The sequence below is a fragment of the Anaplasmataceae bacterium AB001_6 genome (assembly GCA_020002265.1).
Lineage (GTDB): Bacteria > Pseudomonadota > Alphaproteobacteria > Rickettsiales > Anaplasmataceae > AB001-6.
Map to the genome: position 1 here is coordinate 32407 of CP048228.1, position 12831 is coordinate 45237.

The window sequence follows — 12831 nt, forward strand, 5'->3', positions numbered from 1 at the left end:
TCAATATATGTCAAAGAATCCAAATTATTAATTAATTAATTTTTCTGAAATAAAATAAATATACTGACAAAAGGTATGAAATGCAGAAATGAAGGAAATAATAAAAGCATGCATAGATAAGAATAAAGCTACAGTACTATTACTGATAGTGATCTTAATCACTGGATACAATCTATACATCGCAATGCCCAAAGAAAAAACTCCTGAGCTAAAAATACCTTTCGCTCTAGTGTCTTGTTTTTTAGATGGTATATCTCCTGTAGATAGTGAAAACCTGTTGGTGAAACCAATAGAAGAGGAAATAAGAGGTGTAAAAGGAATTAAAGAGATAAAATCCTTTGCCGTTGATAACATGGGGTATGTATTAATAGAGTTCATAGCAGGATATGATATTGATGTAGCTTTGGCAGAACTAAGAGCGAAGATAGATTCTGTTGTTGAAAATCTACCTGATGAAGCAGATAGACCAATTGTAGAAGAAAAAGATATGGCTCTATTGCCAGTATTGAATATAGTGCTAAAAGGTCCATTAGAAGAAAGAGCGCTATTTAAAATCTCAGAGGATCTAACAGATATAATTAGAACTGTACCTAGTGTGTTAGATATTGCAGAATCTGGAAAGAGAGATGAGATTATAGAAGTCCTCATAGATCCCAAAGACATGATCAACTATAATCCCGATATTACAATGATAGTTAACGCTCTAGATAAAAATAACCGACTTGTTACAGCAGGAAGAATATTTGATACTGGTGTTTCCATAAGATTAGCAGGAAAAATAGAAGACATTAAGACAATATTGGATTTAGCTATTTTATCGGATGGGAAATCTTATATAAAACTAAAAGATATAGCAGAAATTAGATCTACATATGAAGATCCCGAAACTCATGCAGTAGTAAATGGAGACCAAACTGTAGTATTAGAAGTATCAAAAAGAACAGGAACAAACATCATACAAACAGTTGCAGATGTAAAAAAAGTAGTTGAACGATATAAACCTCTATTACCGCCAAGTTTGCAAGTACTCTATACCTTTGATGATTCTCAAAGCATTAAAGATATTCTAAAAGACTTGCAGAACAACATAATATTAGCAGTATTATTGGTATTTGCAATTATCGCTTCTAGTATCAATGCTCGTTCAGCTTTTGTTATTTCAATAGCAATATTTGGATCATTTCTTATAAGCATAATGTTCCTTAATTATATGGGCTATACATTAAATATTGTTGTTTTATTCAGCCTGATATTATCTGTCGGGATGTTGGTAGATGCAGCAATAGTAGTTACAGAATATGCAGACCGCAAAATGCTGACTGGCACTTCCCCGAAGCAAGCTTTTACAGAATCTGCTCTAGAAATGCTTTATCCTATAGTATCTTCTACTCTTACAACAGTAGTAGTGTTTATGCCATTGTTATTCTGGCCGGGCATAGCCGGTGAATTTATGAAATATTTGCCGATAACTGTAATGTCTACACTTTCCGCTTCGATATTGATGTCCATGATATTTTGTCCTGTAGTAGGTAGTTTAATATGCAACACAGGCAAGAATGAAAAGGCAGCACAAATTGCTCAAGCAATAGAAGACGGTGATGCAGAAAATGTAAACAAGATAACTTATCAGTATTACTTACTACTACAGAAAGTGTTAACGAAACCTAAAACTTTCGTAGCAATGACAATAGGTTTGCTTATTGTTTCCATTGTTGCATACAATATATTGGGCAAAGGATTACAATTCTTTCCAGATATAGAACCTGAAAAGGCACTAATAACAATCAGAGGACAAGGAAATTATAGCGTACCTGATAGAATTGCAATATCACATGAAATAGAGGAAAAATTATCAGATTTATTGGATACAGACATCGATGTGTTTTATTCTAATTCTGGCATGTTTGTAGATTTTTCAAATATGACGGATGATATAATTGCAAAGATTAGTCTAGAATTCAAAGACTGGAAAGAAAGACGTAAAGCTTCTGTCGTATTAGATGAAATAAGGGAAAGACTAAAAAGTTTCACAGGGTTAGTGATAGATGTTGAAGAAAAGAGCGAAGGCCCTTCACAAGGGAAGCCTGTACAAATAGCAATATGGTCTAACAATTGGCAAGATACTGTTGAAGCATATCCCATAGTGAAGAAGAGACTATCTCAAATACCTAATCTATTGAATATCTCAGATAGTTTTTCCACTCCAGAAATAGAATGGGAAGTAGCAGTGGATAGAACCCAAGCTGCTTTATTTTCATCCACTACTTCAGATATTGGAAGATATATGTCACTAATAACAAAAGGAATAAGATTAACAGAGTATAGGCCTATAAGCTCTACTGAAGAAATAGATGTTGTCTTAAGATATCCACCAGAGTACAGAAATATAACTACTCTAGGGGAAACAATGATAAGAACTTCTACAGGAAGCTTTCCCTTAAGTAGTGTAATAAACGTCACTCCAAACTTTAAGACTAAGCAAATAAATCGTCTTAATGGACAACGTATAGTACTTCTAACAGCAAACCTAGGAGAAGGAGCTTTAACTGCTTCGGTAGTAAAAGAAATGAAACAGTGGTTGCAAGAAGAAGCAAATTTAAAAGATGGAGTACAAGTAGATTTTAAAGGAGAAATAGAAGATCAAAAAGAATCAGGGAATTTTTTATCTCTGGCATTTACATTGGCAGTAACACTTGTGATATTAGTCTTATTGTATCAGTTTAATAGTTATTTCTATATGATGATAATAATAACTGGTATTGTTCTAGCAACATCTGGAGCACTAGTAGCTCTTATTCTAATACAAGAACCATTTAGTGTTGTAATGTCTGGAGTTGGCTTGATAGCGCTTGCGGGAATAGTAGTAAACAATAACATAATATTAATCGATAATTATGTGGTAAGAATAGCAGCAGGAATAGATCCAGAAGACGCAATACTTAAAGCTTGTATATCACGTGTTAAACCAATATTACTAACAGCTGGAACAACTATTCTTGGTCTTCTACCAATGGTATTTGGCATAAACATAGATTTCATAGGCATGGAAGTAAATATAGGAGCACCTTCTGGACAATGGTGGGTACAGTTATCCACAACAATAGCTGGCGGTATGACATTTGCAACGGTATTAACTTTGTTCTTTACTCCATCTTTGCTGAAAGTATCGATACCACTATTTAAAAAATTAAATAAAGAACAGTACTCTAGTGAACAAAAGGATGATTTCTCATCACCACAATAGTGTAATAAGCGAGGTGATATTACACTATTGCAATCTGTGAAGCTGATTCAAGAGATAATTTTAGTGTTTTAAAACACCTAGTACAGAGCTGTTTAGTTTACTGTGTCACCTTCTTATACTTTTGTTCTTTCTCTATTGTTTTCACACTTTTTCTCGGTGTAGGTAATTTTTCAGGCTTTGTCACCACCATTTCACGTATCATCTCTCCCTTTTTATAATGAACTTTATTGGCATATTCTTTACCATATAGACCTTTTTTTCTATCTTCTCTTAGTTGAGCATCTGTCTGACTTACTCTAAAATTATTAATAGATAATTCTTCAGAATTCATATAATCCAGAATTTTTTCTTTTTTTACGCCCTTTCTTTTTGCTATATCTAGATTAATCTCACCATCATACAAACCTTTGTAGCCTTGATTATTGAATTTTCCGTGATCCAGCTTGCTTTTAACTCCAAATTTACCAGCTTCCCTTGATAAAGATTTATTATTTTCCTTGATTTGCTTTCTTTCCATTAACCTTTTTTCATCTTCAGACAAATCACAAAATGCTTTATCTTGTAGTTCTTGTCTCCTCGCTTGGATAGCAAAATAAGTTTGCGCAACGGCAACTGATTCTTTTCTTGAATCTCCATTTTGAGCTATTAGATAAAAGCATATCGAGTAAGTTTATAGTCCTTACATCTTGCTATATTTGTACTAATCACCATAAAATGATCTACTACATTCTGCCCACTTAATTTGCAGCTACTCATTCCTTTTTTTATAACATTTAAAAAATTATCCCAATTTTCATATTCCAAGAGCTTTTGCAAATCTCTTGCAAACCAAAATTCAACGCTTTCATTATCGCTTCTTGCTTTGCTCTCAAATTTTTTAAACACGTCAGCAATATTTTTTTCTAAATTAATATTCATATTGATATGATTTAAAAATATCGCTTTATTATAGAATATCTCCCTAAATATTTGCAACAATCTCTTTAAGTTCTGAGAAAACTGACGGCTGATAATGTATTTCTCTATTACATGAAACAAGATTAATCATTATATTCCCCTCCTCGAGTAATTGAGGTACATTGATACGTTTTCCCATCTTGATAATAAAAGAATCATCATTGCATTTTTCCACAATATTTCCATTACGGATATAATCAGTACATCCAACTAATTTCACTCCTCTAATGGGGATACAAGGTAAGTTAACATTAATAACATATTTGTCCTTTATCGAAGCAACATACTTCATCAAATTGGCAAAAAGTTTGATAAAAATTTCATTTTGTGTGTTAAAGAAAAAATCTGATTTATTTTTATAAAACTGACTAATAGCAAAAGAACCAACACCGGACAGGTTAGATTGCACAGCAGCGCCAACAGTTCCTGAATATAGAGTATCAACCCCTGCATTCATTCCAATGTTTATACCAGAAATCACAATATCTGGGATATCAAATGCCTCTATAAGGCCGCTCATTGCAACTATAACACAATCTACTGGGGTGCCATCAAGGCAAAATACATTTTTCCCTAATTTCTCAAAATTCAAGTTAGTATTCAAGGTTATAGATTGACTTACACCACTTTTATCTCTTTTAGGAGCCATAATTTGTATTTTATCATAACCTAAACCTACACAAAGGTCTGATAAAATTTTAAACCCATCAGAGTGCACTCCATCATCATTTGTTAATAAGATCTTCACGGTAAAAGCATATCAATAATATGAATAAACTCATTTTAACAAAATAAAATATAAAAGGGAAAAAATACTATGTAATATACTTAAAATTAACCTTTAAATAGAAAAAAACAAATAAAAAATATAAAATGCCAGCAATAACAGCAGCAAAAACATCATCTAACATAATCCCTACTCCCCCCTTAACTTTTTTATCAATAATGCTAATAGGAAAAGGTTTTGTGATATCAAATAATCTAAACAAAATAAAAGAGGTAAAAATTGTATAAAAAAGATTATAAATCCCAAAAAAATTGTTAGCATGAAAAATCATTACAAAGGTTATCATCTGTCCTAAGACTTCATCTATGACCACTTCCTTCGGATCTTTCTTGGCAGTATCTTTACTATATAAATCTGATCCTATAGTACCTAAAATTGCAATAAAAAATAACATCGAGTAAAAAACTATTGGCTGTACAAAAAAAAATGGCAATAATACAAAAGATGCCAATGATCCTATAGTACCAGGACAATATCTAAACTTACCCGTAAAAAAAAATGTAACAAACAAGATATTAAGCATTACGAAACCATAATATGTAAGAATATTAAAGATAATATAAAAGATACATTATAGAAACCTTGGCGGAATAATGATAATCGATAAAATACTGTTAGATTATATCAAAATACTATAAAATGTTGTTTTACTAGTAGATTTATATGTGGAGATTTAGTAATAAGAGCTTGCTACGTATTGTTATGGAAGTTGGGCTTGCGGTGACAACAATAATTCTCATAGTAGTACTGATGGTTAGCGAAAAAAAACATTCCTCTAATCAAACGAAAGATGTTGAGTTAAATAATGTAGATAAAAAAGCAATAGAAACAAGGCTCAACATAAAACTCAAAAAGATAGAATCTGAAATAAAGGATATAAGCTTTGATCTAAGCGGCACAACAGATGTAAAAAATAAAATCATAATAAAATCTAAGGTAAATGGCCTGATTGAAGAAATCACATCCCAAGAGGGAGAAATAGTTGAAGAAGGCGATACGATAATGCTAATAGAATCGCTAGATAAAGAAGAAAAATTAAACAGTGCAAAAAGCAGCTTAAAAGAGAAATTGAAATCAAAAGATATTGAATCTAACCTCCGTAAGGAAAAATTTTCATCTACAATGGATGTGTATAAAAGCGAAAGTGAATTAAGAATCGCCGAACAACAATTTAAATTTGCCTCAATAGAATACGAAGATATCAAAATAAGATCCCCTATTACAGGGTTCTTGGAAAAGCTCAATTTTTATAAAGGAGACTATGTTAATATAGGAGACGAGATAACCACTATAATAGATACCGATTCCTACATATTGAATGTCTACGTACCAGAAAGGCATATCTTCAAAATAAAAAAAGGACAGAAAGCAGAAGTAGTCGTAACAAGATTTGATAAATATGATGGTGTTGTAGATTTTATAAGCAAGAAATCTACTGATGATACTAGATGCTATCTAGTAGAAATACAAATAGATAATAGAGGAGATATTATCCCCACTGGAATGAGCGCAACAGCTTCTATAATCTATGATAGAGACTTGGCATTTTATCTTCCAGCAAGTGCATTAATTCTGGATACAAAAGGCGTAATAGGTATGAAATACATAGACGTAGAGGCAGAAAAAGTAAAGTTCAGAAAAATAGAATTAATATCACAGGAAGGCGCAGGTTACTGGATTAAGTACACTGAAGATGATATACTACGTGAGGGGAGTGATAATCTACCAAAGGCGCTAGATCTCATTGTTTCAGGGGCTTATTACGTTAAAGATGGTGAAAATATATCAGAATCGAGTTAGGTCGCAGCATTTATTCTTGTGTTTTTTGTTTTTGTTTATATATCCTGCAGAATTCGTTGCAGCTAAGCCACAAGATAAAATCATCGCTAAAGTCAAAATAGCAGATTTTAACCGTGATATTTTGGATTTGTGTCAACCGCTGGATAACATAAAATATAAAGTGAAAGCTAGTGAAATTTCCGAGCTAATACTAAGCGATAAATATAAAGAAAACGTTGGAGAATATCTCTTTAAAGTCATGCAAGATAATGAATTTGATTGTCAAAGCAAAGAAAGATGTATCAACAAATTAGCTAGAGTATGGAACAAAAATCAGATGTTTAAGCAAACGTTCTGTGGTTCAATTTCACCTAGAAAAAATAATAAGCCTACTCTAGTGGGGATGTATTATGTTGGTAGATATGTACAGCTCAATGAGAGAGGACAATTATGGTCTAGCAACTTATGTGAAAACAAAGAAAGATTATTTAGCCCAGTATATAAAACACCAATTGATTATACTCTTCCAGCGATAAATCAGGGAAAAGTATTCACAGTATGTAATAAGAGTTTGATTATTAATATGTCTGCCAAAAGAATGCTAGAATTGGGTATAACGACACAAAAAAATCTATCAGATACAAACAGAAGAGCCTGCGCTAAAGAAATTATAGATGGTAAAACAAAATACTACGTTTTGATCTCCACCTCATCTGATAAGAGGAATGATGGAGGTTTATCTAAAGAATCATCCATTACATTATTTAAACCTATACGCTCCTTAGAAGATAATATATGCTCTGTATTTCCAGATAAAAAATGTCCTGTTTGTTAATTCAAGATTCTTCTTACCCTATCAATAGACATGTGATACTCAATCATGTTAGCATCTGGTACTATACATTTTTTTAAAAATAGTGTTTACAGGCATAATAAATAATATAAGCACCATAGATTTTGTGCGTCAAAAAGAAAATGAAGATGTACTATTAGCAATAAAAAATAATAATCTAGCAAAAAAAACAAAAATTGGCGCTTCAATTGCTGTGAACGGAATATGCTTAACAGTGACACAAATTAAAGATAGTTGTTTATATTTTGAACTTTCCAAAGAAACTATGAATAGAACAAGTTTTCAAAACATACAAAAGGGAAATTTTGTAAACTTAGAAAGCTCTGTAAGAATAGGCGACCCCTTGGATGGTCACATTGTAACAGGTCACGTAGATGGCTTGGCCAAAATAGAAAGTATAGAAAGAATTAAACAATCACATAAAGTGGATTGTAGCATAGATAAAAATCTAAGAAAATTTATAGCTCCTAAAGGATCCATTGCTCTGGATGGGATTTCCCTAACCATCAATGATATCACAGAGGACGGTTTGTTCTCTGTTAATATAATAAGCCATACATGGCATAACACGACTTTTCAATACAAAAAATTAGGTAATACAATGAATGTAGAAGTTGATATAATTGCAAGGTACGTACTAAACGCCCAGAACCAAGAATAATACACAAAAAAGATTGTCAAACTTTCCCTTTCTTTTTATCTAACATCTTAACACCAGAATTAGCTACTTCCTCTGTTTTTGACTTATGCTTAATTTGGAAGCTCATTTTAAATTTTTCAGCACTATCCAAGATATTTTGTACACGCACAACTCTCATAATAACCATCTCTTTCCAATCAAAAAACAGTTTCTCCAAAGCAATAAAAGTTTCTTTTTTAAACTCCACCAAAGGGTTTTGCTGCCCCACAGAACGCATACCAATTCCCATCCTAACGTTGTCGGTATAGCTTATATGATTACGCCATAGTTCATCAAGCGATAGTAAAAATATCTGCCTTATTACACCAAGCCTATCCTCAGGTGCAATGGTCTCAATTTTTTCATAGACAAACTTTTGAGATTTATCATTTAGGATACCTAATGTTCGTTCTGGAATTAGATTCTTCTCATCTTCCATATCCAGATTATTCGAATAAACAGCATGAATAGCTCTAATTAAAGACTTAACAACTAATCTTTGTGTACCAGTAGCTGCAACATTATCATCATACTCTATGTTTTCATTATTAAAAGCCCTATTTATTAAGCTCTGATTTATCTCTTGTACCATAGGCGAAAGATCATACTCAGTCATATCTAGTATTTTATTACGCTGACTAAATATAACTTGTCGCTGACTATTAATTACGTCATCATAATTCAATAAATTCTTCCGGATATCATAATTATGTCCTTCAACTTTCTTCTGAGCTCTTTCAATAGATTTAGTAATCATTGGATGCATTATTACATCGCCTTTATTTAAACCCAATTTGGAAAGCATAAATTTAATCTTTTCAGAACCAAATATCCTTAACAAATCATCTTCCAAGGATAAAAAGAATTTTGATTTACCGGGATCTCCCTGTCTTCCTGATCTCCCACGTAACTGATTATCAATTCTACGGCTTTCATGGCGCTCTGTTCCAATGATATAAAGACCCCCCGATTTAATAACCGCATTCTTTTTCTTCAAATAATCCTTTTCAGAAATCTCCTTCATCACACCACCCAGCTTAATATCCGTACCTCTTCCAGCCATATTGGTAGCTATAGTTATAGAACCAAGCTCTCCTGCTTTTGCAATAATAGCCGCTTCCTGTGCGTGATTTTTTGCATTTAATACATTGTGAGGAAGATGATGCTTCTTCATCATTTTAGATAATCTCTCAGATTGCTTAATACTAGTAACTCCCACTAGAACAGGTTGCTTTCTATTATTGTGACATTCTTCAACCAGGTTAATAACTGCATCAAATTTTTCTTCGGAAGTGCAATATATTTCATCATCCATATCGGTTCTTTGTATGGGTAAATTTGTCGGAATCAATAAAACTCTCAAGCCGTATATATTATTGAACTCTTTTTCTTCAGTTTTAGCAGTTCCTGTCATTCCTGCTAATTTTCCATACATTCTGAAGTAATTCTGGAAAGTAATGGACGCCAATGTTTGATTTTCCCTTTGTACTGTGACTCCTTCTTTTGCCTCAAGTGCTTGATGCAAACCTTCTGCAAACCTCCTTCCTTTCATCATACGACCAGTGAATTCATCAATAATGACAACTTGATCATCTGCAATTATATAATCTTTATTTCTAGCAAATAAATGATGTGCCTTAAGAGCTTGATCGACATGATGTATTAATCCAAGATTATCAAAATCATATAGAGAATCTTCTTTTTTCAGCAACCCATGACTTCTCAAAACATCTTCTACCACATCCATTCCTTCTTCTGTAAGGCTAACAGTGCGATTTTTCTCATTTAATATAAAATTATCTTTCGATATATATTTCACTATTTTATCTACTCTATTGTAGACTGTAACATTTTTCTCAGATGGTCCGGAAATTATCAAAGGAGTTCGAGCCTCATCTATTAAAATAGAATCAACTTCATCAATGATCGCATAAAAATGACCACGTTGTACTCTTCCCTTATTAGAATTGACCATATTATCTTTTAAATAGTCAAAGCCCAATTCATTGTTAGTAGCGTAAACTATATCGCAAGCATAGTTCTTTTTTCTTTCTTCAGGTTTGATATCGTTCGTAATACATCCAACTGTTAAACCCAAAGCACTAAAGATTTGCCCCATCCACTCTGCATCTCGTTTAGCCAGATAATCGTTAACAGTAACTATGTGAACACCCTTGCCAGTTAATGCGTTGAGATAAGCAGCCAATACAGCAACTAGTGTCTTTCCTTCACCGGTTTTCATCTCTGATATAAAACCTTTATGTAATGCAATACCACCAAGTATTTGACAATCATAATGTCTCATATTCAACAAACGTTTTGATACTTCCCTGACAGCGGCAAAAGCTTCTGGTAATAAACCATCAAGATTCTCACCATTAGCTAACTGATCTTTTAATTTATCTGTATTTTTAGCAAATTCTTCGATATCTTTATCCAACAAAGTAGCTTCCAACTCGTTGACTTTACTCAATATCCCAGAGAATCTCTTAAGAATTTTTTTATCATTTGTCCCAGAAAGGAGGTTTTTAAAAAAAGGCAAAAACATAAACAACAATGCTCATTCCAATGTAAATATAATTTTACCAGCTATAAAAATTATAACAATCAAATAGAAGAAAAATGCAGCAACAAAATGCAAATATACAAGATATCACTAACACACTTTAAGCAAAAGATAAGAAATAGAAGATACCAACTATGCTGATAATAGCTCCTAATATCATATAAATAATATATCTATGCAAGGAACCTCTGTTTACATGAACAGAAACTGTCGAAGAAACCTTATTGACAATACATCCCACACTATTTACTGCATCATCGATCACTTTTACATCAAAATAACGACTAAGCAAAGATAATAGTTCATAACCACAAACAAATATAAAGTTGTATACTTCATCAAAATAATATTTATTCTTTAAAATCACACTTACTATATTATCTTGTCTTAAGAACATATTACGGAACAAATATGCAACAGAAATACCTAACAACGAAACTAAAAGAGGTAGTACCATCCAAGCATGTAAGTGAGGAGCTTCTTTTATTCCTACCAAATTAATCCAAAACTCCTGTTCTGTTATACCAATCCAATACTTTCCTATGAATCCCGCTGCTATAGCGAGAAAAGAAAGAAGAAATATTACAATATTCATCACTTTTGGAATCACAGTAACATTTTTACTTGCATCACTCACAGGGTTTTGAGTGAAAATCATAAGTATCAAACGCCAAGAGTACAATGCTGTTAAAAATGCTGCAAATAAAACAACAAAGAAAACAACAGGATATAAGAAAGAATATTCGATAATTAGATCCTTTGAGAAGAATCCCGAAAAGGGAAAGATCCCAGCTAAAGAAAGCGATCCAACTATTTGTACAGCATAAGTAAGTTTCATAACTTTTCCTACATTACCCATTTTTCTCATATCTTGTTCATGGTGAAGTGATGTAATCACATTCCCCGCGCACATGAACAGCAATGATTTAAAGAATGCATGAGTGAAAAGGTGAAATAAAGCAGCATTATATGCAGATAAACCTAAAGCTACAAACATATATCCAAGTTGGCTGCAAGTAGAATAGGCTATAACTCTTTTTATATCATCTTGAGCTATAGCTATAGTACTAGCAAACAAAGCGGTAATAGAGCCAACAAAAAGAATAAACATCTTCACATTTGGCAAAAGATCAAAGAAAGGAGACATTCTTATCACAAGAAATACTCCCGCTGTCACCATCGTGGCTGAGTGTATCAATCCAGAAACTGGTGTTGGACCTTCCATTGCATCTGGTAACCATACATGTAGTCCAATTTGTGCGGATTTCCCCATACAGCCAATAAATAAAAAGAATCCTGCTATCTCTAATATTCCATAGTGATACTGAAAAACATTATCAACAGCTTTAATATTGCCAAATATATCAACAAAATCCACACTACGGAAAACAGCAAAAACTATTATTATTCCGATCAATAAGAATAGATCACCTACCCTGTTGACTATAAATGCTTTAACAGATGCTCTGCATGCGGATTCTTTTTTATACCAAAAACCGATTAACAAATAGGAAGCAAAACCAACGCCTTCCCAACCACAAAAAAGTTGTAATAAATCACCTGCACTGACAAGTACAAGCATAAAAAATACAAATAAACTAAGATAAATAAAGAAGATTTTTATCCCTTCATCTTTTGCCATGTACCCAACAGAATAAAAATGAATGAAAGCAGCAACAGAATTAATAACTACAAACATTAAAAGAGTTACATTATCAATGTAAATAGACCAGTTAACATCCAAAAGACCAACCGAGAACCACTTTGCAAGAATAATAACATAGGGTTCTGTATGATGGAAAAGTAAATAACAAGATGCAAGGGCAGAAAATGCAATTATAGCAGAACAACAATATTCATTAATAAAGAGCTTATTTTCAGATTCATCACGAGATAAAACTCTCGAAAGATACATCCAAAAGCAACTCAATAAGGGTGCAAAAAAAATTGCCTTTTCCAACATAGA

The 12831-nt window shown here is 32.6% G+C and carries 10 protein-coding genes; 4 read left to right on the forward strand and 6 right to left on the reverse strand.

Going from position 1 to position 12831, the window contains the following annotated elements:
- Positions 1-88: 88 nt before the first annotated feature.
- Positions 89-3244 carry an efflux RND transporter permease subunit gene (locus tag GUI12_00140; GenBank protein ID UAT42576.1) on the forward strand — a complete coding sequence of 1052 codons (3156 nt, stop codon included), beginning with the start codon at positions 89-91 and terminating at the stop codon, positions 3242-3244.
- A gap of 97 nt (positions 3245-3341) precedes the next feature.
- Here the strand turns inward: GUI12_00140 and GUI12_00145 are convergent, their stop codons facing one another.
- From GUI12_00145 to GUI12_00160, 4 genes are all read right to left on the reverse strand, one after another.
- Positions 3342-3785, reverse strand: coding sequence for a hypothetical protein (locus tag GUI12_00145; GenBank protein ID UAT42577.1), 444 nt, complete (start codon positions 3783-3785; stop codon positions 3342-3344).
- A gap of 104 nt (positions 3786-3889) precedes the next feature.
- Entirely contained in the window at positions 3890-4162 is a 273-nt protein-coding gene (locus GUI12_00150) for a hypothetical protein (GenBank protein UAT42578.1), read from the reverse strand.
- A gap of 43 nt (positions 4163-4205) precedes the next feature.
- On the reverse strand, positions 4206-4949 hold the full coding sequence (gene surE / locus GUI12_00155; protein ID UAT42579.1) for a 5'/3'-nucleotidase SurE: 744 nt from the start codon (positions 4947-4949) through the stop codon (positions 4206-4208).
- 67 nt (positions 4950-5016) lie between these two features.
- Entirely contained in the window at positions 5017-5511 is a 495-nt protein-coding gene (locus GUI12_00160; protein ID UAT42580.1) for a phosphatidylglycerophosphatase A, read from the reverse strand.
- Positions 5512-5690: 179 nt separating this feature from the next.
- On the opposite strand from GUI12_00160, the gene GUI12_00165 reads away from it, so the two are divergent.
- The 3 genes from GUI12_00165 (at position 5691) to GUI12_00175 (ending at position 8281) form a co-directional block, all read left to right on the forward strand.
- Positions 5691-6788: an efflux RND transporter periplasmic adaptor subunit gene (locus tag GUI12_00165; GenBank protein UAT42581.1), complete on the forward strand. Its 1098-nt coding sequence runs from the start codon at positions 5691-5693 to the stop codon at positions 6786-6788.
- A gap of 31 nt (positions 6789-6819) precedes the next feature.
- Positions 6820-7602: a hypothetical protein gene (locus GUI12_00170; GenBank protein UAT42582.1), complete on the forward strand. Its 783-nt coding sequence runs from the start codon at positions 6820-6822 to the stop codon at positions 7600-7602.
- Between the two features lie 82 nt (positions 7603-7684).
- On the forward strand, positions 7685-8281 hold the full coding sequence (locus GUI12_00175) for a riboflavin synthase (GenBank protein UAT42583.1): 597 nt from the start codon (positions 7685-7687) through the stop codon (positions 8279-8281).
- Between the two features lie 16 nt (positions 8282-8297).
- Here GUI12_00175 and secA read toward each other — a convergent pair whose 3' ends face one another.
- Together secA and nuoL are read right to left on the reverse strand one after the other, a co-directional pair.
- A complete protein-coding gene (gene secA / locus GUI12_00180) occupies positions 8298-10847 on the reverse strand; it encodes a preprotein translocase subunit SecA (protein UAT42584.1) in 2550 nt (849 codons plus the stop codon).
- A gap of 118 nt (positions 10848-10965) precedes the next feature.
- Positions 10966-12780 carry an NADH-quinone oxidoreductase subunit L gene (gene nuoL / locus GUI12_00185; protein UAT42585.1) on the reverse strand — a complete coding sequence of 605 codons (1815 nt, stop codon included), beginning with the start codon at positions 12778-12780 and terminating at the stop codon, positions 10966-10968.
- Positions 12781-12831: the final 51 nt, after the last annotated feature.

Excerpts from the sequence above, each read along its gene's own strand:
- GUI12_00140 (UAT42576.1), top strand. The coding sequence starts at position 89 with ATGAAGGAAATAATAAAAGCATGCATAGATAAGAATAAAGCTACAGTA.
- GUI12_00150 (UAT42578.1), bottom strand. The coding sequence starts at position 4,162 with ATGAATATTAATTTAGAAAAAAATATTGCTGACGTGTTTAAAAAATTT.
- GUI12_00160 (UAT42580.1), bottom strand. The coding sequence starts at position 5,511 with ATGCTTAATATCTTGTTTGTTACATTTTTTTTTACGGGTAAGTTTAGA.
- GUI12_00165 (UAT42581.1), top strand. The coding sequence starts at position 5,691 with ATGGAAGTTGGGCTTGCGGTGACAACAATAATTCTCATAGTAGTACTG.
- secA (UAT42584.1), bottom strand. The coding sequence starts at position 10,847 with ATGTTTTTGCCTTTTTTTAAAAACCTCCTTTCTGGGACAAATGATAAA.
- nuoL (UAT42585.1), bottom strand. The coding sequence starts at position 12,780 with ATGTATCTTTCGAGAGTTTTATCTCGTGATGAATCTGAAAATAAGCTC.